The organism is Streptomyces blattellae, from assembly GCF_009709555.1.
Lineage (GTDB): Bacteria > Actinomycetota > Actinomycetes > Streptomycetales > Streptomycetaceae > Streptomyces > Streptomyces blattellae.
On record NZ_WJBG01000191.1, the window covers coordinates 34,657 to 57,529 of the forward strand.

At 70.1% G+C, this 22,873-nt stretch carries 18 protein-coding genes; 10 read left to right on the forward strand and 8 right to left on the reverse strand.

Going from position 1 to position 22,873, the window contains the following annotated elements; translation table 11 throughout:
- Positions 1–90 precede the first annotated feature (90 nt).
- Positions 91–495, forward strand: a complete 405-nt coding sequence (locus tag GFH49_RS25295) for a VOC family protein (RefSeq protein ID WP_155058383.1) — start codon at positions 91–93, stop codon at positions 493–495.
- 244 nt (positions 496–739) lie between these two features.
- On the opposite strand, the gene ppdK is transcribed toward GFH49_RS25295, so the two are convergent.
- Both ppdK and GFH49_RS25305 read right to left on the reverse strand, forming a co-directional pair.
- On the reverse strand, positions 740–3,454 hold the full coding sequence (gene ppdK, locus GFH49_RS25300) for a pyruvate, phosphate dikinase (protein WP_155058384.1): 2,715 nt from the start codon (positions 3,452–3,454) through the stop codon (positions 740–742).
- Positions 3,455–3,861: 407 nt separating this feature from the next.
- Positions 3,862–5,058 carry an ROK family protein gene (locus tag GFH49_RS25305; RefSeq protein WP_155058385.1) on the reverse strand — a complete coding sequence of 399 codons (1,197 nt, stop codon included), beginning with the start codon at positions 5,056–5,058 and terminating at the stop codon, positions 3,862–3,864.
- A 119-nt stretch (positions 5,059–5,177) separates the two neighbouring features.
- Between GFH49_RS25305 and GFH49_RS25310 the strand changes: the two genes are divergently transcribed.
- The 3 genes from GFH49_RS25310 to GFH49_RS25320 all read left to right on the forward strand — a co-directional run bounded on the left by GFH49_RS25310 (position 5,178) and on the right by GFH49_RS25320 (position 11,032).
- Positions 5,178–6,902, forward strand: a complete 1,725-nt coding sequence (locus tag GFH49_RS25310; RefSeq protein ID WP_155058386.1) for an MGH1-like glycoside hydrolase domain-containing protein — start codon at positions 5,178–5,180, stop codon at positions 6,900–6,902.
- On the forward strand, positions 6,899–8,836 hold the full coding sequence (locus tag GFH49_RS25315) for an amylo-alpha-1,6-glucosidase (RefSeq protein ID WP_155058388.1): 1,938 nt from the start codon (positions 6,899–6,901) through the stop codon (positions 8,834–8,836). Before GFH49_RS25310 ends, GFH49_RS25315 begins: the two co-directional genes overlap by 4 nt.
- A gap of 393 nt (positions 8,837–9,229) precedes the next feature.
- Positions 9,230–11,032, forward strand: coding sequence for an alkaline phosphatase family protein (locus GFH49_RS25320; RefSeq protein WP_155058389.1), 1,803 nt, complete (start codon positions 9,230–9,232; stop codon positions 11,030–11,032).
- A gap of 152 nt (positions 11,033–11,184) precedes the next feature.
- Here GFH49_RS25320 and dusB read toward each other — a convergent pair whose 3' ends face one another.
- Positions 11,185–12,336 carry a tRNA dihydrouridine synthase DusB gene (gene dusB, locus GFH49_RS25325; RefSeq protein ID WP_155058391.1) on the reverse strand — a complete coding sequence of 384 codons (1,152 nt, stop codon included), beginning with the start codon at positions 12,334–12,336 and terminating at the stop codon, positions 11,185–11,187.
- Positions 12,337–12,400: 64 nt separating this feature from the next.
- Here dusB and GFH49_RS25330 point away from each other — a divergent pair, with 64 nt between their 5' ends.
- Complete coding sequence (locus GFH49_RS25330; protein WP_155058393.1) at positions 12,401–13,852, forward strand: MFS transporter; 1,452 nt, start codon at positions 12,401–12,403, stop codon at positions 13,850–13,852.
- Positions 13,853–13,987: 135 nt separating this feature from the next.
- Positions 13,988–14,194: a hypothetical protein gene (locus GFH49_RS25335; RefSeq protein ID WP_155058395.1), complete on the forward strand. Its 207-nt coding sequence runs from the start codon at positions 13,988–13,990 to the stop codon at positions 14,192–14,194.
- Positions 14,195–14,214: 20 nt separating this feature from the next.
- On the opposite strand, the gene GFH49_RS25340 is transcribed toward GFH49_RS25335, so the two are convergent.
- The 3 genes from GFH49_RS25340 to GFH49_RS25350 form a co-directional block, all read right to left on the reverse strand.
- Positions 14,215–14,826 carry a LysE family translocator gene (locus tag GFH49_RS25340; protein WP_155058397.1) on the reverse strand — a complete coding sequence of 204 codons (612 nt, stop codon included), beginning with the start codon at positions 14,824–14,826 and terminating at the stop codon, positions 14,215–14,217.
- Positions 14,827–14,917: 91 nt separating this feature from the next.
- Positions 14,918–15,940, reverse strand: a complete 1,023-nt coding sequence (locus GFH49_RS25345; RefSeq protein WP_230396483.1) for a DUF4394 domain-containing protein — start codon at positions 15,938–15,940, stop codon at positions 14,918–14,920.
- 123 nt (positions 15,941–16,063) lie between these two features.
- Positions 16,064–17,446 carry a glycine--tRNA ligase gene (locus tag GFH49_RS25350; RefSeq protein WP_155058399.1) on the reverse strand — a complete coding sequence of 461 codons (1,383 nt, stop codon included), beginning with the start codon at positions 17,444–17,446 and terminating at the stop codon, positions 16,064–16,066.
- A 207-nt stretch (positions 17,447–17,653) separates the two neighbouring features.
- On the opposite strand from GFH49_RS25350, the gene GFH49_RS25355 reads away from it, so the two are divergent.
- The 4 genes from GFH49_RS25355 to GFH49_RS25370 all read left to right on the forward strand — a co-directional run bounded on the left by GFH49_RS25355 (position 17,654) and on the right by GFH49_RS25370 (position 20,937).
- Positions 17,654–18,607, forward strand: a complete 954-nt coding sequence (locus GFH49_RS25355; protein ID WP_155058400.1) for a metal ABC transporter solute-binding protein, Zn/Mn family — start codon at positions 17,654–17,656, stop codon at positions 18,605–18,607.
- A gap of 43 nt (positions 18,608–18,650) precedes the next feature.
- Positions 18,651–19,418, forward strand: a complete 768-nt coding sequence (locus GFH49_RS25360) for a metal ABC transporter ATP-binding protein (protein WP_155058401.1) — start codon at positions 18,651–18,653, stop codon at positions 19,416–19,418.
- Positions 19,418–20,320 (forward strand): metal ABC transporter permease, encoded by a 903-nt coding sequence (locus GFH49_RS25365; RefSeq protein ID WP_155058402.1) that lies wholly within the window; start codon positions 19,418–19,420, stop codon positions 20,318–20,320. The genes GFH49_RS25360 and GFH49_RS25365 overlap by 1 nt, the downstream gene beginning before the upstream one ends.
- 197 nt (positions 20,321–20,517) lie before the next feature.
- Complete coding sequence (locus tag GFH49_RS25370; RefSeq protein ID WP_155058403.1) at positions 20,518–20,937, forward strand: Fur family transcriptional regulator; 420 nt, start codon at positions 20,518–20,520, stop codon at positions 20,935–20,937.
- Positions 20,938–21,117: 180 nt separating this feature from the next.
- Here GFH49_RS25370 and GFH49_RS25375 read toward each other — a convergent pair whose 3' ends face one another.
- Complete coding sequence (locus tag GFH49_RS25375) at positions 21,118–21,963, reverse strand: isoprenyl transferase (protein ID WP_155058404.1); 846 nt, start codon at positions 21,961–21,963, stop codon at positions 21,118–21,120.
- 69 nt (positions 21,964–22,032) lie between these two features.
- Complete coding sequence (gene recO / locus GFH49_RS25380) at positions 22,033–22,779, reverse strand: DNA repair protein RecO (RefSeq protein ID WP_155058405.1); 747 nt, start codon at positions 22,777–22,779, stop codon at positions 22,033–22,035.
- Between the last annotated feature and the right edge of the window lie 94 nt (positions 22,780–22,873).

Here is a 22,873-nt window from a genome sequence, read left to right on the forward strand (position 1 = left end):
GTACGGAGCGCAGGGCAGGGCACGGGGAATCGGCCCGTCGGTCGGCGAGTTGACGAGGACGTATCCGCGATCTTCAGGGAGCAGGCCGATATGTCCGACGAACCCGCCGTCCACGAACTCCGCCTCGTCGTCACCGCGGACGACTACGACGCCGCCCTGCACTTCTACCGCGACGTTCTCGGCCTGACCGAGCAGGCCGCGTTCTCCTCACCCGGCGGACGCGTCACCATTCTCGACGCCGGGCGGGCCACACTGGAGCTGACCGATCCGCGGCACGCGGCGTTCATCGACGAGGTGGAGGTCGGGCGGCGGGTGGCCGGGCATATCCGGGTGGCGTTCCAGGTGGGTGACTCCACCACGGTCACGGCGAAGCTGGCCGCGGCCGGTGCCGAGGTGGTCGCCGAGCCGACGCGGACGCCGTGGAATTCGCTGAACTCCCGGCTGGAGGCGCCCGGTGCGCTCCAGCTGACCCTCTTCACCGAGCTGGGCGAGTAGAGGAGTGCGAGAGGGCGGCACCCCCCGCACGGGGTGCCGCCCTCTCGTGGTGAACCGGAGCCGCCGCCCATCGGTGAGGGTCGGGGACGGACGACAGCTCCGGGGACTGAACGGCCAAGGGGTCCGGCAGCGCCCCGAAGGGGCGCGGGGCTGTGTCGATGTGCGGCTCCGCCGCGTGGGCGCGACCAGCCACGACGGAGCCGCAGACAACCGACGACCCGTCGCGGCACCCGCAGCGGAGCGCCTAGCGGTGGTCGCTGCCCTGCGACTGAGACGCCGCCCGCCCCGCCTCAAGGCGCGCGACCGGGATGCGGAACGGCGAGCAGGAGACGTAGTCCAGACCCACCTCGTGGAAGAAGTGGACCGACTCCGGGTCACCGCCGTGCTCGCCGCAGACCCCGAGCTTGAGGTCGGGGCGGGTCTCCCGGCCCGCCTTCGCCGCCGCGGCGACCAGCGAGCCCACGCCGTCCCGGTCGATCGTCTCGAAGGGCGACACTCCGAAGATGCCCTTCTCCAGGTACGCCGTGAAGAACGAGGCCTCCACATCGTCCCGGCTGAAGCCCCACACCGTCTGGGTGAGGTCGTTCGTGCCGAAGGAGAAGAACTCCGCCGCCTCCGCGATCTGGCCCGCCGTCAGCGCGGCGCGCGGCAGCTCGATCATCGTGCCGATCGACAGCTTCAGGTCCGTACCCGTCGCCGCCTCCACCTCCGCGACGACCTGGTCGGCCTCCTCGCGGACGATCTCCAGCTCCTGGACCGTGCCGACGAGCGGGATCATGATCTCGGCGCGCGGGTCGCCCTTGGCGTTCTTGCGCTCGGCCGCGGCCTCGGCGATCGCCCGGACCTGCATGGTGAACAGACCCGGGACGACCAGGCCCAGCCGCACGCCCCTGAGCCCCAGCATCGGGTTCTGCTCGTGCAGGCGGTGGACGGCCTGGAGCAGGCGCAGTTCGTTCTCGTGCGGCTCCTGGCGGGACTCGGCGAGTGCCACGCGTACCGACAGCTCGGTGACGTCGGGGAGGAACTCGTGCAGCGGCGGGTCGAGGAGACGGACCGTCACGGGCAGGCCGTCCATCGCCGAGAACAGCTCCACGAAGTCCTTCTTCTGGAGCGGCAGCAGCTCCTTCAGCGACTCCTCGCGCTCCGCCTCCGTGTCCGCGAGGATCAGTCGCTCGACCAGCTCACGGCGGTCGCCGAGGAACATGTGCTCCGTACGGCAGAGGCCGATGCCCTGCGCGCCGAACCGCCGCGCCCGCAGCGCGTCCTCGGCGTTGTCCGCGTTGGCGCGCACCCGCAGCCGGCGCTTGCGGTCGGCGAACGCCATGATCCGGTGCACGGCCTCGACCAGCTCGTCGGCGTCCTGGGCACCCGCGTGCATCCGGCCCTCGAAGTACTCGACGACCGGGGAGGGGACGACCGGGACCTCACCGAGGTACACCTTGCCGCTCGACCCGTCGATCGAGATCACGTCGCCTTCCTCCACCACCTGCCCGCCGGGGACGGTCATCCGGCGCCGCTTGGTGTCGACCTCCAGCTCCTCCGCGCCGCACACACACGTCTTGCCCATGCCGCGTGCCACGACGGCCGCGTGCGAGGTCTTGCCGCCGCGCGAGGTGAGGATGCCCTCCGCCGCGATCATGCCGTCCAGGTCGTCGGGGTTGGTCTCCCGGCGGACCAGGATCACCTTCTCCCCGGAACGCGACCACTTCACGGCGGTGTACGAGTCGAAGACCGCCTTGCCGACCGCCGCACCCGGCGAGGCCGCGATGCCCCGGCCGACCTGGTCGGCCTTGGCGTCCTCGTCGAAGCGGGGGAACATCAGCTGGGCGAGCTGGGCGCCGGTGACCCGCTGGAGGGCCTCCGCCACGTCGATCAGGCCCTGGTCGACCAGCTGGGTGGCGATGCGGAAGGCCGCGCCCGCCGTGCGCTTGCCGACGCGGGTCTGGAGCATCCACAGCTGGCCGCGCTCGATGGTGAACTCGATGTCGCAGAGATCCTTGTAATGGTTCTCCAGGGTCTCCATGATCTGCATCAGCTGGTCGTACGACTTCTTGTCGATCGTCTCCAGCTCGGCCAGCGGGACGGTGTTGCGGATGCCCGCGACCACGTCCTCGCCCTGCGCGTTCTGCAGGTAGTCGCCGTAGACGCCCTGGTGGCCGGAGGCGGGGTCGCGGGTGAAGGCGACGCCGGTGCCGGAGTCCGGGCCGAGGTTGCCGAAGACCATCGAGCAGATGTTGACCGCCGTGCCCAGGTCACCGGGGATCCGCTCCTGGCGGCGGTACAGCTTCGCGCGGTCGCCGTTCCAGGAGTCGAAGACCGCCTTGATGGCGAGGTCCATCTGCTCGCGCGGGTCCTGCGGGAAGTCCCGGCCGGCCTCGGTCTTGACGATCTTCTTGAACCTGGTGACCAGCTTCTTGAGGTCGGCGGCCTCCAGCTCGGTGTCGACCGTGACCTCCTTGGCCTCCTTGGCCTTCTCCAGCGCCTCCTCGAAGAGGTCGCCGTCGACGCCGAGAACGGTCTTGCCGAACATCTGGATGAGGCGGCGGTAGGAGTCCCAGGCGAACCGGTCGTCGCCAGCCTGTTTGGCGAGGCCCTGCACGGACTTGTCGGAGAGGCCGATGTTGAGGACCGTGTCCATCATGCCGGGCATCGAGAATTTCGCCCCGGAGCGTACAGATACGAGGAGTGGGTCATCAGCCTGCCCGAGCTTCTTGCCCATCGTCGCTTCGAGGGCGTCGAGGTGCGCGCTCACCTCGTCACGCAGTGCCACCGGCTCCTCGCCGCTGTCGAGGTAGACCTTGCAGGCCTCGGTGGTGATGGTGAAGCCCGGCGGGACGGGAAGCCCCAGATTGGTCATCTCGGCGAGGTTCGCGCCCTTTCCGCCGAGGAGATCCTTGAGGTCCTTGTTGCCCTCGGTGAAGTCGTAAACGAACTTTTGATTTTCCGACACGGGTCCCAACTCCTCAAGGACGCGGTGGCTGCCCTGACGGCGAGGAACATACCCAGATCGAAGGCGTCTGGGTACGTCCACTTGTGCGTCATAAGCCTGTAACCAACCGTCCGCCACAGGATCAAAAGTCAAAGCTTGGCAAGGAACAGCCCGATGACGTGTTCACCTCTTGAACGAATCCAGCCACGCCGGCCGCCCTTCGCGCTCATCTGAGCGACTCTCACCACGCTTGATTTCGATCGATGAACGATCAAGGGGTGGCACTCAGTGCCACCCCTTGGAGAAGTGCAGTCGCCCAAGATCCGCTCATCTGAGCGCAACCCTTATCAGGGGTGGCGAGAATCACGCTGCCACAGGCGGTGGGATTTCACCATGCGGACGGCCCGCGGACCCGTCTCCGGAGCGAAACAAGCCGCTTACACGCCGAGCGCCAGCAACCGCTCCTCCGCCCGCTGGGGCGCATACAGGTACTCGACGACCAGCGCCCCCGCCCCCACCAGCCCGGCCCGCTCACCGAGCCGTGAGGTCACGACCTCCAGATGGGCGGTGGAGCGCGGCAGTGCCCGCTGGTACAGCAACTCCCGTACGCCCGTGAGGAAGGCGGTTCCGGCCAGATCTCCGGCGATCATCAGAACCCCGGGATTCAGCAGCGTCACGACGGTCGCCAGCACGTCCCCGACCGCCCGCCCGGCCTCCCGCGCCAGCGCCGCCGCCTCCGGATGCCCGGCCGCCAGGAGATCCCGTACGTCCGACCCCGAGGCGGCCGGCACGCCGGTCTCCGCCAGCCGCCGGGCCACGGCGCCACCGCTGGCGACGGCGGCCAGACAGCCGTACGAACCGCACCGGCACAGCGCCTCCGCGTCCACCCGGATGTGCCCGATGTCGCCCGCGCCCCCGTCGATGCCCCGGTAGACCGAGCCGTCGACCACGACGCCGGCGCCGATCCCGGTGGACACCTTGACCAGCACGAACGCCGAGCAGTCGGGGTGTCCGGTGCGCTGTTCGCCGTACGCCATGAGGTTGGCGTCGTTGTCGACGAGGACGGGGACGGGTGCGGCGCCCGTGTGCTCGGTGAAGGCTCTGGCGAGGCGGCCCCTTATGTCGTAGCCGTCCCAGCCGGGCATGATCGGCGGCTGGACGACGCGGCCGGTGTCGCTGTCGACGGGGCCGGGCACCGCGAGTCCGATGCCGCAGACCTCGCCGGCCCGGTGACCGGCCTTCTCCAGGAGTTCGGCGAACCAGTGGCCGAGTTCGCCGAGTACGGCGTCCGGGCCGTCCTCGACGACCAGCGTGCCGGAGTGCTCGGCGAGGATCTCGCCGGTGAGCGTGAGGACCGCGGCGCGGGCGTGCCGGGTGTCCAGGTCGGCGGCGAGGACGACGGCGTGTCCGTCGTCGAATTCGAGGGTGATCGAGGGGCGCCCGCCGAGCGGGGACCCGACCGGGCCGCCGGGGCCCTCGCGCAGCCAGCCCGCGCGGAAGAGGCGGTCGAGCCGCTGGCCGACGGTGGCGCGGGAGAGGCCCGTCACCTGCTGGAGTGCGCCACGGGTGGTGGCGCGGCCACTGCGCACCAGCTCCAGCAGCTCTCCGGCGCTCGCCTGACTCCGACCGGTCATGTACACCCCCTTGTGTTTCTCAAGCTTGCATTACATATTGAGTTTTGCGTGTTAAGTAGACGTAACCCTACGGTAGCCCCGGCCGAACCGGTCGGCCGGACGTCTTCGGGGAGCCCCGAGTGGATCGCACTGTCCAGATCATCACCCGTCCCACAGCACGCACTGTCGTATACGATCCGCCCGCCGCGACGGCGTCGCTGCATCTCAGGGCCGTGCGGGTGCTGGAGGACAACTGGACCGGCGCCAACACGGTGCCCTCGCGCGGCCTGTATCCGCACCAGTGGTCCTGGGACTCCGCGTTCATCGCGATCGGCCTCAGGCACGTCTCGCCGTTACGGGCGCAGACGGAGCTGGACACGCTGCTCGACGCCCAGTGGGGCGACGGCCGTATCCCGCACATCGTCTTCAACCCCTCCGTGCCGCTCGACGCCTACTTCCCGAGCCCCGACTTCTGGCGCTCCTCGACCGCGGGGCGCGCTGCGGGCGCCCCGCGCACCGTACAGACCTCCGGCATCGTGCAGCCACCGGTGCACGCGCTGGCGGCCTGGCTGGTGCACTGCGCCGACCCCGGTCTGTCCCGGGCCCGCGGCTTCCTCTCCCGGGTATATCCCCGACTGGCCGCCTGGCACCGCTATCTGCTGCACCGGCGGGACCTGGGCGGAGGCGGTCTCGCGTCCGTCGTGCACCCGTGGGAGCAGGGCATGGACAACTCCCCCTGCTGGGACGCGCCCCTGAGCCGCATCACGCCCGCCCCGGCCCGGTCCTTCCGCCGCGCCGACCTCGACCACGGGGCGGCGGAGGACCGGCCGACGGATCTCGACTACGGGCGGTACGTCCGGCTGGCGGCGGACTACCGGGACCGGGGATACGCCGACGGGGCCGGCGATTTCGCCGTGGAAGACCCGGCGTTCAACGCCCTGCTCATCGCCTCCGAACACGCGCTCGCCCGCATCGCACACGAACTGGGGGCCACCGGGACGGCCCGGCACGCACGCGCCGAGCGACTGACGGCAGCGCTGGTGGAGCGGCTGTGGGATCCGACGGAGGGCATGTTCTTCTGCCGGGATCTGCGGGCCGGGGAGACCAGGCGGGAACCGCGAGCCGGGGAGGCCAGGCGGGAACCGCGGGGCGAGGAAGCCCGTCGGGAGTTGCGAGCCGAGGAAGCCCGTCGGGAACCGCGGGCCGGGGAACCCCACCGGGAGCCGCGGGACGAGGAAGCCCGGCGGGAGCCGCGGGACGAGGAAGCCCGGCGGGAGCCGCGGGGCGAGGAAGCCCGGCGGGAGCCGCGGGGCGGGGAAGCCCGGCGGGAGCCGCGGGGCGGGGAAGCCCGGCGGGAGCCGCGGGGCGGTGGGCTGATCTGCGAGCGCGGTGTTTCGGGGCTTGTCCCGCTCCTCCTGCCCGGCCTCCCGCGTGACATCGCCGCCGCCCTCGTCCGTACGGCGAGCGGCCCGCACTTCGGTCTGGGCGACACCACCCGCCTCATCCCGTCGTACGACCTGCTCGGCGAGGCCTTCGACCCGCACCGCTACTGGCGCGGCCCGGCCTGGTTCAACACCAGCTGGCTGCTGGAGCGCGGGCTGCGCACGCACGGCGAGCAGGAGCGCGCCCGTGCGCTGCGCGAGGCGGCGCTGGAGCTGGCCGGCACCTCCGACTTCGCGGAGTACGTCGACCCGTACGCCGGCGAGGCATGCGGAGCCACCGGCTTCGGCTGGACCGCCGCGCTCACGCTCGACCTGCTGCACAGCGGAACATCGAACACATCGGATACATCAGACTCATCAGACACAGTAAGTGACACCTCAGTCATGACCATCGCGGCGACCAGGGGAGGGGACCAGGGATGACGGACCGGCATCATCTGCTCGTGCACGGCGGGACGTTCGCCGCCGTGGGCGACGGCGGCGACATCAGCGGCGTACGGGGCGGCACGTCCCCGGACGGGTTGTTCGTGCGCGACGCCCGGCACCTCAGCCGCTGGCAGCTGACGGTCGACGGGGCCGTGCCCGAGGCCCTGAGCCCCGTGGCCGACGGGGACACCGCACGCTGTGTCCTGGTCCCGCGCGGTGGCCGCCAGGAGCCACCGGCGTACACGATCTTCCGTGAACAGGCCGTCGGCGACGGCGCGTTCATCGAGTTACTGCGAGTGACCAGCAACCGCCCGGTACCGACCACGGTCCGCCTCGCGGTCACCGCCGACGCCGACTTCACCGACCAGTTCGAGCTGCGCTCCGACCACCGCACCTACACCAAGACCGGCGCCACCCGCACCCGCCAAGTCCTCGACGACGGCGTGGAGTTCACCTACCGGCGCGGCGAGTGGCGCTCCCTGACCACGGTGACGGCCGAGCCGGTGCCGGACGGCGTCGAGGAGACGGGCACGGGCGCCCGGCGCCTCGTATGGACCCTGGATCTTCAGCCGCACGGCACCGCGGAGCTGGCTCTGCGGGTCATGGCCCGCCCGCACGGCGACAAGCGGGCCCGCCGGGTGCCCCGCTCCCCCGCCGCACTGACCGACCAACTCCTCGCTCTGGAAGGCGAGTTCGTCGAGGGCGTGGCCTTCCCGACCGGCTGGCCCGAGCTGGCAGCGGCCTGCGCGCGGGGCCTCGCCGACCTGGCCTCGCTCCAGATCCCGGCGGCGGGCCTGGACGGCGAGGAGGTGCGGGTTCCCGCGGCCGGAGCGCCCTGGTTCCTGACACTGCTGGGCCGGGACGCGCTCCTGGCCTCCCTGTTCACCCTCCCCTACCGTCCCCAGCTCGCCGCCGCCACCCTCCCCGCGCTGGCCGCCGCCCAGGCGACGGAGACCGGCGCGGACTCGGTCGCCCAGCCCGGCAAGATCGTGCACGAGGTACGGCACGGCGAGCTGGCGCACTTCGGGCAGGTGCCGTACGGGCGTTACTACGGATCGGTGGATGCGACGCCGCTGTTCCTGGTCCTGCTGGGCGCGTATGTCGAGCAGACGGGGGATGCGGAGCCGGCCCGGCGGCTTCAGCCCCACGCCCGCGCGGCGATCGGCTGGATGCTCGACCACGGCGGGCTCACCTCCCGCGGCTACCTCGTCTACCGCGCCGACCAGGGTGGCCTCGCCAACCAGAACTGGAAGGACTCCCCCGGCGCGATCTGCTCCGCCGACGGCACCCGCGCCTCCGGCTCGGTGATGGCGGCGGGAGCGCAGGGGTATGCGTACGACGCCCTGCGCCGCACCGCGTGGCTGGCGCGCACGGTGTGGGACGACAAGGTGTATGCGGCCCTGCTGGAGCAGGCGGCCGGCGATCTCCGCGACCGTTTCCAGCGGGACTTCTGGATGCGGGACCGGTCCTTCCCCGCCCTCGCACTGGACGGCGAGGGCCGGCAGGTCGACGCGCTCGCCTCCGACGCCGGGCACCTGCTGTGGTCGGGGCTGCTCGACAAGGAGTACGGCGAACTGGTCGGCCGGCGCCTGCTGGAACCGGACTTCTTCTCCGGCTGGGGCGTGCGCACGGTGGCCTCCGGCCAGCCCGCGTACCATCCGCTGTCGTATCACCGGGGGTCGGTGTGGCCGCACGACAACGCGCTGATCGCGTTGGGGCTCGCGCGGTACGGGCTGCATGACGAGGCGCGTACGGTCGCCCACGCGCTGGTCGACGCGGCGACGGCGACCGGGCATCGGTTGCCGGAGGTGCTCGCGGGGTACGGGCGGGGGTCGCATGGGGAGCCGGTGCCCTATCCGCATGCGTGCGTGCGGGAGTCCCGCTCCGCGGCGGCGCCGCTTGCGCTGCTGACGGCGGTCGGGGGCGCGTAATCGCTCCGCTGAGAGGCGCCGATTTCGCCGGGTCTGCGAAGTTGCGCGGTGCTCCGCTCTGCTTGCGGCGCGGCCGGCAGGCCTTCGCCTGCGAGAATCTGACACTTCGGCGATGGCGACAAGTGTCACATTCCCGCAGGCGACTGGTCGGTGCCTCCGCATCGCTCAAGTTCGAAGGCCCGTTTTGCCCGCGGGTGAGTGAAGACTGTCGTGCCCGTCACGGCGAAGCCGCACGGCACCGCCCCGCGCCCCCGTGCGGCGCGGTATTTGCCGGGTGTTTGCCGAGAACCGGGCGAATTCGCTGAACACCGGCCGTGGCCTGGCCGTACGGGATGACGGTGGGCCCCGGCCCGCCGCTCAGCAGATCCTGGGCCTCGCACGGAAGGACTTCGGGTGCCCGTCTTCACGCGCCACCGTCAACAGCCGGCCACGACCGGCCAACCCGCGCCCGACGACGGTGAGAAACCCCTGGAGGGGCCACCCGCACCCGACGACGAAAGCGGCACTCCGCGGACGCTGCGCGCGCGGCTTGCCCACCTCCGCGCCTGGCGGACCCGCCACCCCACCGCCGCCCGCAACCTCAGCTGGACGACGACGATCCTCGCCGCGGCCCTCGTCCTCGCCGCTCTCCTCCTCCCGAACGTCTGGGGTGCCCTGCGCCCGAACAGGTTCACGCGCATCCCGGCGGAGGCGATCGTCGCGGCGGTGGTCCTGCCGGCGCTCCCCCGCCGCCCCCGCACGGTGGTCGCCGCGCTGATCGGAGTGGGCCTGGGTGCCCTGACCGTTCTGAACTTCCTGGACATGGGCTTCCAGGAATACCTGGGCCGGGGCTTCAACCTGGTCCTGGACTGGGAGTTGCTGGACGACGCGCAGTCGTACCTGGCGGACTCGATGGGCGCCGCGATCGCGAGGGCCGCCGCCGTCGGAGCCGTACTCCTCGTCGTCCTGCTGCTCGTCGTGATGGCCCTGGCGACGGTCAGGCTCAGCGATCTCCTCGCCAGGAACGCCGCGGCAGCGAAGCGCGGCACGCTGATCGCGGGCACCGTCTGGATCACGTGCTCGGCGCTCGGCATCCAGTTCATGGGCATGCCGGTCGCCTCCGACCGTGCGGTGAACGCGCTGACCACGCAGGCGCAGCGGGTGCAGGACACGCTGCGGGACGAGGCGGCGTTCGCCGAGGAGGCCAAGGAGGACCGGTTCGGCAACACGCCCGGCGATCAGCTGGTGCCGGATCTGCGGGGCAAGGACGTCGTCTTCGCGTTCATCGAGAGCTACGGCCGCAGCGCGATCGAGGACCCGATCATGTCGCCCGGCGTGACCGAGACGCTTCAGACGCGCAACGAGGCGCTCACGAAAGCGGGTTACCAGGCTCAGAGCGGCTGGCTGACGTCGGCGACCTACGGCGGCAGCAGCTGGCTCGGCCACTCCACGTTCATGTCCGGCCTGTGGGTCGACAACCAGCAGCGCTACCGCACCGTCATGTCCAGCGACCACCTCTCCCTCACCAAGGCGTTCGAGAAGACCGGCGCCTGGGACACGGTCGGCATCATGCCCGGCATCCAGAAGGCCTGGCCGGAGCAGGAGTACTACGGACTGGACGAGGTCTACGACTCCTCCGAACTCGGCTACCAGGGGCCGAAGTTCAGCTGGTCGACGATGCCGGACCAGTACGCGCTGGAGGCGTTCGAGCGTCAGGTGCACGGCAAGGAGCGCGACAAGCCGCTGATGTCGGAGGTGATCCTGACCTCCAGCCACCAGCCGTGGGCCCCGATACCGGAGATGGTCGACTGGGACGAACTGGGCAACGGCTCGATCTTCAACGGCATCGAGAAGGCGGGCAACGACGCGTCGGACATCGTCGCCGACAGCACCAGGTCCCGTGAGGAGTACGGCAAGTCGATCGAGTACTCGGTCACGGCCCTCACCGAGTGGCTGGAGCGCTACGGCACCGACGACACCGTCCTGGTCTTCCTCGGCGACCACCAGCCGATCTCCCGCGTCAGCGGCGACAACGCCAGCCGCGACGTCCCGGTGTCGATCGTCGCCAAGGACCCGAAGGTCCTCGACAACGTCTCCTCCTGGAACTGGACCGACGGCCTCCAGCCCGGCGCCGACACCCCCGTCTGGAAGATGGACACGTTCCGCGACCGCTTCCTGACGGCATACGGCTCGACACCCAACCCGTCCAAGGACTGAGCGGCAGCGCCCCATAGGGGCGCGGGGCCGTATCGATATGCGGCTCCGCCGCGATGGGGGTCCCCCCGGGTTCGAGCGAAGCCGAGAACTTGGGGGAGCGACCAGCCACGACGGAGCCGCAGACGGCCGACGACCCGTCACCAGCGGCGCGCTCACCCGCCGGAGGTGTCCAGCTCCGCGTCCTCGCCGATGCCCGCGCAGTCGTACGGGTCCTTCAGCCAGCCGTCCGGCAGGACGACGCGGTTGTTTCCGGAGGTACGCCCGCGAGGGCCGTCGGCGCCGGTCGGCCAGGGCTGGGCGAGGTCCAGCTCGTCCAGCCCGGACCGGAGTTCCTCCAGCGAGGAGGTGATCGCGAGGCGCCCCCGCATCTCCGAGCCGACCGCGAAGCCCTTCAGGTACCAGGCCACGTGCTTGCGGAAGTCGATGACGCCGCGCGCCTCGTCACCGATCCACTCGCCGAGCAGGGTGGCGTGGCGGACCATGACGTCGGCGACCTGCCGGAGAGTGGGCTCGGCGAAGTCGCTTCGTCCCTCGAACGCCGCCACCAGGTCCGCGAACAGCCATGGACGGCCGAGGCAGCCGCGGCCCACGACGACCCCGTCACAGCCGGTCTCCCGCACCATCCGCAGGGCGTCCTGGGCCGACCAGATGTCGCCGTTGCCGAGGACGGGGATCTCCGGCACGTGGTCCTTGAGGCGGGCGACGGCGTCCCAGTCGGCCGTACCGCCGTAGTGCTGGGCCGCGGTCCGCCCGTGCAGGGCGATGGCGGTCACGCCCTCCTCGACCGCGATACGGCCGGCGTCGAGGTAGGTGATGTGCTCGTCGTCGATGCCCTTGCGCATCTTCATGGTGACCGGGAGATCACCCGCGCCGCCGACCGCCTCGCGGAGGATCGCGCGGAGCAAGGGGCGCTTGTAGGGGAGCGCGGAGCCGCCGCCCTTCCGCGTCACCTTCGGGACCGGGCAGCCGAAGTTCAGGTCGATGTGGTCAGCGAGATCCTCCTCCGCGATCATGCGGACGGCCTTGCCGACGGTCGCCGGGTCGACGCCGTACAGCTGGATCGAGCGCGGCTTCTCGGTCGCGTCGAAGTGGATCAGCTGCATGGTCTTCTCGTTGCGCTCGACCAGCGCCCGTGTCGTGATCATCTCGCTCACGAACAGCCCCTTGCCGCCGCTGAACTCTCTACAGAGCGTGCGGAAGGGCGCATTGGTGATCCCGGCCATCGGGGCCAGGACGACGGGCGGCTGGACGGTGTGCGGCCCGATCCGGAGGGTCGGGTTCACCGTGGACGAGGGCGTGGGCATCCCCCTATTCTCACGTACCGGACAGGGTGCAGCCATATTCATTAGTTAGCCGTACTATTCACGTATGCCCGAGCTGAATCCTCGCCGCCGCATGCTGGTACTCGCGATCTGCTGTATGAGCCTGCTGATCGTGAGCCTGGACAACACGATCCTCAACGTGGCCCTGCCCTCGATCCAGCGCGAGCTGGACGCGAGCACGGCGGGCCTGCAGTGGACGATCGACGCCTACACCCTCGTACTGGCCTCGCTGCTGATGCTCGCGGGCTCCACCGCCGACCGGATCGGCCGCAAACGCGTCTTCATGGCGGGCCTCGTCGTCTTCACGCTCGGCTCGGCGCTGTGCTCGGTCGCACCGAACCTGGAAGCGCTGGTCGCGTTCCGCATGGTGCAGGCGGTGGGCGGCTCGATGCTGAACCCGGTCGCCATGTCGATCATCACCAACACCTTCACGGAGCCCCGCGAGCGGGCCCGGGCGATCGGCGCATGGGCCGCTGTCGCCGGTATATCGATGGCCGCGGGCCCGCTGGTCGGCGGACTGCTCGTGGAGTCGGTGGGCTGGCGGTCGATCTTCTGGGTCAACCTGCCGGTGGGGCTGGCCGCGCTGCTGCTGACCCTGCGGTACATCCCCGAGTCCCGTGCGGAGAAGGCCCGCCGCCCCGACCCGGTCGGCCAGATCCTGGTGATCGCGCTGTTCGGCAGCGCGACGTACGCGATCATCGAGGCGCCGCACGGGTCGGCCGCCTCGGTGCTGCCTTTCGCGGTGGTCGCTCTCGCCGCCCTGATCGGGCTCCTGCGCTACGAGCCCCGTCGCGCCGAGCCCCTGATCGATCTGCGGTTCTTCCGGTCGGCGCCGTTCAGTGGGGCGACCGTGATAGCGATCAGTGCGTGTGCCGCGCTGGGCGGGTTCCTGTTCCTGTCGACGCTGTATCTGCAGAACGTGCGCGGGCTGGACGCGCTGCATGCGGGCCTGTGGATGCTGCCGATGGCCGGGCCGGCCCTGCTGTGCGCTCCGCTGTCCGGACGGTTGGTGGCGAATCGGGGGCCGCGGTTGCCGTTGCTGATCGCAGGGGTGGGGATGACGTGCAGTTCGCTGATGTTCGCCGTGTTCGATGCGGAGACTTCCGACGTCACGATGTTCCTGGCGTACATGCTGTTCGGTATCGGGTTCGGCTTTGTGAACGCGCCGGTCACCAATACCGCTGTCGCCGGGATGCCGCGGGCTCAGGCGGGGGTTGCGGCGGCGGTGGCCTCCACCAGCCGGCAGTTGGGGCAGACACTCGGTGTGGCGGTGGTGGGGGCCGTGCTGGCCGCCGGCGTGGGGGCGGCGTCGTACAAGGACGCTTTTGCGACTGCCGCCGCGCCGGGGTGGTGGATTCTTACGGGGTGCGGGTTCGCGGTGCTTGTCTTCGGGGCTGTGACGAGTGGGCGCTGGGCCCAGGGAACCGCTGAACGCACGGCTGAGATGCTGTCGCCGGTCGAGGTGCGGCAGACCGTGGGCGCCGCCGAACACCGGTGAGCCGACCACAGCGTGGACAACCGGTTTGGACAACTCGGTTTGGACAACTCGGCGTGAAGGACCACCTGTTGATGTTGGTCTTGCTGCAAACTCCTCCTTACTTCCGGGAGACTTTCCCAGGACGCTGGAGGCGTCATGCCGCGGATCGACTCAAGCAAGGTAAGCCGCTGGGACCAGCACGGCCGTGAGCACGTGGTGCTGGTGCAGCGCACCGGGGTGCAGCGCACGATCAGATGCGACACGTGCGGCTGGCGCAAACCGGCCCAGTTCCTGCCCTGGCTGAAGGCGCAGGAGCATCTGGCTCAGGCGCACCAGGCGACGGTGGATCCGTCGGCGGCGTAGGGACCCCGGTGGCGGAGCGCTCAGCGCTCGGTGACCGCCAGCTGCGCGCCCAGTGCCACGAACGACCCCGCGAAGCTCCGCCGCAGCCAGGTCATCACCCTCGGCCGTGAGGTGACATGGCTGCGGACAGAGGCGGCGAGGATGCCGTAGGCCGCGAAGACCACGAAGGTCGCCAGCATGAAGACGCCGCTGAGCGCCAGCATCCGGAGCACCGAGTCGGGCTCCCCCGGGGTCACGAACTGCGGCAGGAACGCGAAGAAGAAGATGGTCAGTTTCGGGTTGAGGATGTTGATCAGCACGCCCCGGACGATCACCCGGCCCGCGGAGAGGGGAGCCTGCTGGTCGTCCACCGCGATCGCCTCGCGGTCCTTGAGCGTCGCCCACGCCATGTGGAGGAGGTAGGCGACACCGGCGTACTTCAGGACCTCGAAGGCCGTCGCGCTCGCGTGCAGCAGCGCGGCCACTCCGGTGATCGTGGCCAGCATGTGCGGGACGATGCCGAGGGTGCAGCCGGCCGCCGCGACGACGCTCGCACGACGGCCGCGGGACAGCCCGGCCGCCAGGGTGTAGACGACGCCGGTGCCGGGGGTGGCGACCACGACCAGGGTGGTCAGCAGGAACGCGATGCTCATGCCGCCACCCTGCCGGGGCCGCCACGGACCGGTACAGGACCAATCAGCCGGCCCGTACCGGGACCAATCCGCCGGCCCGCACCGGGACCGCTCAGCCCTGCTTCAGCGGCAGTGCCAGGTCCACCACCGCCCGGCCGCCGTCGAAGGTCCCGGCCCGTGTCACCGAGCCGTTGAGCAGGTCCACGCGGTACAGCCGCTGGCTGCCGCCGACCTTGAAGACGCCGTACGCCGTGTTCGTACCGGTCCTGTTGGACGTGTAGATGTCGAAGCCCGCGCTCGGGCCCGCGTCGACGCCCAGCTTGCCGGTGGGGGCGAGGTTGCCCGCGTTGGCCGGGGACTGGATGGAGACCTGGTCGTTCACGGTGTCCACGTCGAAGAGGGTGGTGGCGGTGGCCTGGGACAGGTCGTTGTTGGTGTACGCCGCACCCGTCACGCCCTGTGCCGTGGCGCCCACCGTCGCGGGCGCAACCGGGGGGTTGGTCAGGGTGCCGTCGACAGCCGTGGTGCCGGCCGCCGGGGCGCCCGCCGGGTCGTCGATGTTGTGGCGGAGGTTCTGGCCGGTGTCGCTGATGACCCGCAGACGGTTGGCGGCCGGGTTGAAGTCGACGCCGAAGCTGCTGCCCTGCAGGGCCACACTCAGCTGGCTGACCTTCGTGGCCCGCGCGCCGATCTCGCGGATCGTGTAGACGCCGCCTCGGTCGCCGACGCCGTACAGCTTGCCGTTCTGGACGCGGAAGTCGATGCCGACGAGCTTGGTGTCGCCCTTGAGGCCCTTCACCTTGCCGAGCGGGACGGTGCGGTCGGGCCGGTCGGTGCGGAACCTGACGAGCCGCTGGTCGGCGGTGAGGCCGACGGCGCTGAGCCGGTCGCTCTGCGCCGAACCGGCTCCGACGAGGCCGGCCTTGTTCTCGATGGCGGCGGGCGAGGAGGAGGAGGAGGAAGAAGAAGAAGAAGCGGAAGAAGAAGACCCGGCCTCCGCCTCCCCGTCACTCATCGCTCCGCAGCCGACGGTGCCGATGGCCAGTGCCATGACGGACGCGGCGATGACTGCTTGCTTGCGCATGATGCCCCCGTGGAGGTTGTCACCGCGACCCGCCCGCTGCGGGCCGCGCATGTCCTCTCCTTCGGAACAGGTCGGGCATCGGATGGGAAAAACCCCGATTCCGTTACGTCTGTTACGTCCGTTACGGAACCGGGGTTTTCCCGGAGACCACGGAACCGGGGTCTTCCCGGAGACCTACGCGCCGAGCAGGCGCCCCGCCAGATAGCCCTCGATCTGGTCCAGCGACACCCGCTCCTGCTTCATGGTGTCGCGCTCGCGAACCGTCACCGCGTTGTCGTCCAGGGTGTCGAAGTCGACCGTCACGCAGTACGGCGTGCCGATCTCGTCCTGGCGGCGGTAGCGGCGGCCGATGGCGCCGGCGTCGTCGAACTCGATGTTCCAGTTCTGCCGCAGCGCCTGGGCGAGGCCCTTGGCCTTGGGCGACAGCTCCGGGTTGCGCGAGAGCGGCAGCACCGCGACCTTCACGGGGGCGAGGCGGTGGTCCAGGCGCAGCACGGTCCGCTTCTCCATCTTGCCCTTGGCGTTGGGGGCTTCGTCCTCGAAGTAGGCGTCGAGCAGGAACGCCAGCATCGCGCGGCCGACACCGGCCGCGGGCTCGATGACGTACGGCGTGTAGCGCTCCTGTGCCTCCTGGTCGAAGTAGGAGAGGTCCTGGCCGGAGGCCTTGGAGTGGGCGCCGAGGTCGTAGTCGGTGCGGTTGGCGACGCCTTCCAGCTCGCCCCACTCGTTGCCGCCGAACTGGAAGCGGTACTCGATGTCAGCGGTGCGCTTGGAGTAGTGGGAGAGCTTCTCCTGCGGGTGCTCGTACCACCGCATGTTCTCCTCGCGCAGACCCAGGCCGGTGTACCAGCCCCAGCGCTGCTCCATCCAGTACTCCTGCCACTTCTCGTCCTCGCCCGGCTTGACGAAGAACTCCATCTCCATCTGCTCGAACTCGCGGGTGCGGAAGATGAAGTTGCCCGGAGTGATCTCGTTCCGGAAGGACTTGCCCATCTGCGCGATGCCGAACGGCGGCTTGCGGCGCGAAGTGGTCTGCACCTGGGCGAAGTTGGTGAAGATGCCCTGCGCGGTCTCGGGACGCAGGTAGGCGATGGAGCCGGAGTCCTGGGTCGGGCCGAGGTGGGTGGAGAGCAGGCCGGAGAACTGCTTGGGCTCGGTGAACTGGCCCTTGTTGCCGCAGTTGGGGCAGTTGACGTCGGCGAGGCCGTTCTCCGGGAGGTGGCCCTTCTTGGCCTCGTACGCCTCCTCCAGGTGGTCCGCGCGGAACCGCTTGTGACAGGAGGTGCACTCGGTGAGCGGGTCCGTGAAGGTGGCGACGTGGCCGGAGGCGACCCACACCTCGGGGGCCAGGATCACGGACGAGTCGATACCGACGACGTCCTCGCGCGAGGTCACCATGTAGCGCCACCACTGGCGCTTGAGGTTCTCCTTGAGCTCGACACCCAGCGGCCCGTAGTCCCAGGCGGCGCGCTGTCCGCCGTAGATCTCACTGCAGGGAAATACAAAGCCACGGCGCTTGCTCAGGCTGACGATGGTGTCGATCTTGTCGGCGGCCACGGTGCTCTCTTCATTACGACGACGGACGACGAAGCGAGGTGCTTCCAGCGAATGCTTCAGGTTACCGGCGCAGGCTCCCCCTCAACCAAATCGGGCCGCACTCGGGGCCGTACTCAGGCCGCGCTCGGGGCCGCGCTCAGGGCCGCACTCAGGGCCTCCCCGGACCTTTGTTGACAATCGTTTCCAGGTTTGTTGAAAATGACTGTCATGAACGCACGTCGTCGTCTGATACCCACGGCCGTGGTGACCGCTCTCGGTCTCGCGGCCCTCTCCGCCTGCTCCTCCGACAGTGCGGACTCCGGCAACACCGACCAGTTCGACGTCGTCGCGTCGTTCTACCCGATGCAGTTCCTCGCCGAGGAGATCGGCGGGGACCATGTGAACGTCACCAGCCTCACCGAACCCGGCCAGGAGCCGCACGACCTGGAGATCAGCGCCAGGCAGACCGCGCAGCTCCAGGAGTCCGACGCGGTGCTCTACCTCAAGGGTCTGCAGCCCGCCGTCGACGACGCCGTCTCCCAGTCCGAGGTCAAGACGAAGATCGACGCCGCCACCCTGACCTCCCTGGAGAAGCACGGCAACGAGGTCGGCGGCCACGCGGAAGAGCACGACGACGAGCACGGCCACGAGGAAGAGTCCGGCCAGGACCCCCACATCTGGCTCGACCCGGTGAAGTACGCCGAGGTCGCCGAGGGCGTCGGCAAGGCCCTGGAGAAGGCCGACCCGGACAACGCGGCCGACTACAAGAAGAACACCGAGACCCTGGTCAAGCGGCTCGACGACCTCAACACGCAGTACGAGACGGGCCTGCGCGACACCGAGTCCAAGGTCTTCATCACCACGCACGCCGCCTTCGGCTACCTCGCCGAGCGCTACGGCCTGATCGAGGAGGCCATCAGCGGCCTCGACCCCGAGTCCGAGCCCAGCGGCGCGCGCATCAAGGAACTTGAGAAGATGGCCGAGGCCGACGGCGTCACCACCGTGTTCTACGAGACACTCGTCAGCGACAAGACCGCGAAGACCATCGCCGAGGACTCGAACCTCAAGACCGACGTCCTCGACCCGATCGAGGGCATCACGGACAAGTCCAGGGGCGACGACTACTTCCAGGTCATGGAGTCCAACCTCAAGGCGCTGCAGACCGCCCTGGGAGCCAAGTGACCGTTGATTCCGTTGATGGAGAACCGCTGATGGAGGACCACTCGTGAGCGAGCCCGTCATATCGCTGCGCGGCGTACACGCCGAGCTGGGTTCGCGCCCGGTCCTGCGCGGCATCGACCTCACCGTGGGCCACGGTGAGGTCGTCGCGCTGCTCGGCGCCAACGGCTCCGGCAAGTCGACCGCCGTCCGCACCCTCATCGGCCAGGTCCCGGTCTCCCACGGCGAGATAGAGATCTTCGGCACCCCGCGCCAGCGGTTCCGCGACTGGGCGCGCGTGGGATACGTCCCGCAGCGCACGACCGCGGCCGGCGGCGTCCCCGCCACGGTGACCGAGGTCGTCTCCTCGGGCCGCCTCTCCCGCACCCGCTTCGGCGTCCTGCGCAAGACCGACCGGGACGCGATACGGCACTCCCTGGAGCTGGTCGGCATGGCGGACCGCGCCAAGGACTCCGTGAACGCCCTCTCCGGCGGCCAGCACCAGCGGGTCCTGATCGCCCGCGCGCTCGCCTCCGCCCCCGAACTGCTGATCATGGACGAGCCGATGGCGGGCGTGGACCTGGCCAGCCAGGAGGTGCTGGCGCGCACGCTCAGCGAGCAGGTCGCCGCCGGTACGACGGTCCTCCTCGTCCTGCATGAACTGGGCCCGCTGGAGCCCTTGATCGACCGCGCGGTCGTCCTGCGCGACGGCTGCGTCCTGCACGACGGCCCGCCGCCCAAGGCGGTCGGCCAGCACGCACTGCCCGGCCACGATCACGTCCACCCGCACGCGGCGCCGGACACCGAACCGATCCGGACGGGACTGCTGAGCTGATGGAATTCCTCGACTACGCCTTCATGCAGCGGGCCCTGCTCGCCGCCGTCCTGGTCGGCATCACCGCCCCCGCGATCGGCATCTACCTCGTCCAGCGCCGCCAGGCCCTGATGGGCGACGGCATCGGCCATGTCGCGATGACCGGCGTCGGCCTGGGCTTCCTCCTCTCCACCTCACCGGTGTGGATGGCGACGGCGGTCGCGGTGATCGGCGCCGTACTGATGGAGCTGATCCGCTGGTACGGCAGGACCCGCGGCGACATCGCCCTCGCGATGCTCTTCTACGGCGGTATGGCCGGCGGCGTGATGTTCATCAACCTCGCGCCGGGCGGCTCCAACGCCAACCTCAACTCGTATCTGTTCGGTTCGCTGTCCACGGTCTCCGAGGACGACGTGACGGCGATCTGCCTGCTCGCGGGCTTCGTGGTGTTGGTCACCCTGGGCCTGCGCCGCCAGTTGTTCGCGGTCAGCCAGGACGAGGAGTTCGCGCGGGTCACGGGTCTGCCCGTGCGTGCGCTGAACCTGCTGACGGCGGTCACGGCGGCGGTGACGGTGACCGTCGCGATGCGGGTGGTCGGCCTGCTGCTGGTGTCCGCGCTGATGGTGGTGCCGGTCGCCGCGGCACAGCAGCTCAGCCGTAGTTTCGCGGCCACGTTCGCCATCGCGGTCGCGATCGGCGTGACCGCGACCATCGGCGGGACCGTGACGTCGTACTACCAGGACGTGCCGCCCGGCGCGACCATCGTGCTGCTGACGATCGCCGTGTTCATCGCGCTGACCGCGCTCGCGGCTCCGCTGGCCCGCCGCCGCGCACGGGCCCTGGCCGCGGCGCACCCCGTGGGAGACCCTGCGGAATGCATGATTCCGGCCACCCGGGAACGGGATGGAAAGGTCGGCGTCTGACCGTGCACAGGTCGGGCTGGCACAATGGCCCGGCACGGCAAGCGCAATGAGAGTCGCTCGGGCGCCGTAGAGCGCGCCGGTGTCGAAACGGCGAACGCGTGGAGGCGCTGGAGGCGCCGGAGGCGTGAGAGCACGTTCGCCGTCTCAACACCGGCACAACGCGCCCGGAGGCGACCGAGCAACAAAAGGAGGACCCGGTGACGACCGCTGGACAGCCGGTGAAGGGCCGAGCCACCCGGCAGCGTGCCGCCGTGGCCGCGGCGCTCGACGAGGTCGACGAGTTCCGCAGCGCGCAGGACCTGCACGACATGCTGAAGCACAAGGGCGATTCCGTCGGGCTCACCACGGTCTACCGCACCCTCCAGTCCCTCGCCGAAGCCGGTGAGGTCGACGTACTGCGCACCTCCGACGGAGAGTCGGTCTACCGCCGCTGCTCCACGGGTGAGCACCACCACCACCTCGTCTGCCGGGCCTGCGGCAAGGCCGTCGAGGTCGAGGGCCCGGCCGTGGAGCGGTGGGCGGACTCGATCGCCGCGGAGCACGGGTACGTCAACGTGGCCCACACGGTGGAGATCTTCGGAACGTGCGCGGAGTGCGCGGCGGCGCAGCAGGCCTAGGCACAGCCTGCGGGCAGTCGGCCCAGCCGCACAGCCTGCGGGCATTCGTGCCTCCCTCAGTGCCTTAAGGGCCTGGGGGGACCCCCAGGGCGGCACGGGTGGGCGCAGGCGGCACCCCGTCAGCGCCGGGCTGCGCGACCCAACCCCCGCCCAGCCATTACGCGGAGCGCCGAGCGCCGATCAGCCCTGCTCCACGTCCGCCCGCCCTTCCATCGCCAGCAGCTCCTCGTTGGGGATCGCGCCGCCGAACCGCCGGTCCCGCGACGCGAATTCCACGCAGGCACGCCACAGGTCACGGCGGTCGAAGTCCGGCCACAGCACATCCTGGAAGACCATCTCGGCGTAGGCGCTCTGCCAGAGCAGGTAGTTGGAGGTGCGCTGCTCGCCGCTGGGCCGCAGGAAGAGGTCCACGTCCGGCATGTCGGGGTAGTAGAGGTACTTCGCGAAGGTCTTCTCGTTGACCTTGGACGGGTCGAGCCGCCCGGCACGTACGTCCTCGGCGAGGGCCAGCGCGGCATCCGCGATCTCCGCTCGCCCGCCGTAGTTCATGCAGAAGTACAGGGTCAGCTTGTCGTTGCCCTTGGTCTGCTCCTGGGCGACCTGGAGCTCCTGGGCGACCGACTTCCACAGCTTGGGCATCCGGCCCACCCAGCGCACCCGGACGCCCAGTTCGTCGAGCTGGTCGCGGCTCTTGCGGATGAAGTCGCGGTTGAAGTTCATCAGGAAGCGCACCTCGTCGGGCGAGCGCTTCCAGTTCTCGGTGGAGAAGGCGTAGAGCGAGATCGCCCCGACGCCCATCTCGATCGCGCCCTGCAGCACGTCGAGCACCCGCTCCGCACCGACCTTGTGCCCTTCCGTCCGCGGCAGCCCGCGCCCCTTGGCCCAGCGTCCGTTCCCGTCCATGACGATCGCCACATGGCGGGGGATCAGCTCGCCGGGGAGCTTCGGCGCACGCGCACCGGACGGGTGCGGCTCCGGCGTCTTGTACTCGCGGCGCTGGCGCCCCAGGAACCCGCGTACGGCCATGTGCTTCTCGTCTCCTTGCGTCTTCTACTTCGTCTAGTTCTTCGTCTACTTCTTCGTCTAGTTCTTCGTCTACTTCTCTACGTAGCGAAGTGAGCGCAGCCCGCGCTCCAGGTGCCAGTGCAGGTAGGCCGAGACCAGCCCGCTGCCCTCCCGCACATACCGCGGCTCGCACGCGTCCGCGGTCTCCCAGTCTCCCGTAAGCAGCGCGCCCAGGAGTTCCAGGGTCTGCGGCGAGGGTACGACGCTGCCGGGCACCCGGCAGTCGACGCAGACGGAACCTCCGGAGGCCACGGAGAAGAACCGGTTCGGCCCGGCCAGCCCGCACTTCGCGCAGTCGCCGAAGCTGGGCGCGTACCCGTTGACGGCGAGCGAGCGGAGCAGGAAGGCGTCGAGGACGAGGTGGGGGGCGTGCTCGCCCCGGGCGAGGGTGCGCAGGGCGCCGACGAGCAGCAGATACTGCTGGACCGCCGGCTCGCCCTCGTGGTCGGTGAAACGCTCGGCGGTCTCCAGCATCGCCGTCCCGGCCGTGTAACGGGCGTAGTCGCTCACGATCCCGCCACCGTACGGAGCGATGGTCTCGCTCTGCGTGCACAGCGGCAGACCGCGCCCGACCAGCTCACTCCCCCGCGCGAAGAACTGCACGTCGACGTGGGAGAAGGGTTCGAGCCGCGCGCCGAATTTGGATTTCGTCCTGCGCACACCGCGCGCCACGGCCCGCACCCGCCCGTGCCCCCGCGTGAGCAGCGTGATGATCCGGTCCGCCTCGCCCAGCTTCTGGGTGCGCAGGACGATGCCGTCGTCGCGGAACAGACTCATGAGGCCCATTGTCGCGTACGCGGACAGTCAGCCGCTGGGGACCGTCTCCACCCTCGCGAGTGAACCCGGCGGCTACATGTGGCGTCGGACCGCC

What these genes read in the sequence shown, in the direction of transcription:
- dusB (WP_155058391.1), bottom strand. Translation starts at nt 12,336, where the DNA reads ATGCCCACGCCCTCGTCCACGGTGAACCCGACCCTCCGGATCGGGCCG.
- GFH49_RS25305 (WP_155058385.1), bottom strand. Translation starts at nt 5,058, where the DNA reads ATGACCGGTCGGAGTCAGGCGAGCGCCGGAGAGCTGCTGGAGCTGGTG.
- GFH49_RS25335 (WP_155058395.1), top strand. Translation starts at nt 13,988, where the DNA reads ATGCCGCGGATCGACTCAAGCAAGGTAAGCCGCTGGGACCAGCACGGC.
- GFH49_RS25330 (WP_155058393.1), top strand. Translation starts at nt 12,401, where the DNA reads ATGCCCGAGCTGAATCCTCGCCGCCGCATGCTGGTACTCGCGATCTGC.
- GFH49_RS25375 (WP_155058404.1), bottom strand. Translation starts at nt 21,963, where the DNA reads ATGGCCGTACGCGGGTTCCTGGGGCGCCAGCGCCGCGAGTACAAGACG.
- GFH49_RS25345 (WP_230396483.1), bottom strand. Translation starts at nt 15,940, where the DNA reads ATGCGCGGCCCGCAGCGGGCGGGTCGCGGTGACAACCTCCACGGGGGC.
- GFH49_RS25315 (WP_155058388.1), top strand. Translation starts at nt 6,899, where the DNA reads ATGACGGACCGGCATCATCTGCTCGTGCACGGCGGGACGTTCGCCGCC.
- GFH49_RS25340 (WP_155058397.1), bottom strand. Translation starts at nt 14,826, where the DNA reads ATGAGCATCGCGTTCCTGCTGACCACCCTGGTCGTGGTCGCCACCCCC.
- recO (WP_155058405.1), bottom strand. Translation starts at nt 22,779, where the DNA reads ATGAGTCTGTTCCGCGACGACGGCATCGTCCTGCGCACCCAGAAGCTG.
- GFH49_RS25295 (WP_155058383.1), top strand. Translation starts at nt 91, where the DNA reads ATGTCCGACGAACCCGCCGTCCACGAACTCCGCCTCGTCGTCACCGCG.
- GFH49_RS25365 (WP_155058402.1), top strand. Translation starts at nt 19,418, where the DNA reads ATGGAATTCCTCGACTACGCCTTCATGCAGCGGGCCCTGCTCGCCGCC.
- GFH49_RS25355 (WP_155058400.1), top strand. Translation starts at nt 17,654, where the DNA reads ATGAACGCACGTCGTCGTCTGATACCCACGGCCGTGGTGACCGCTCTC.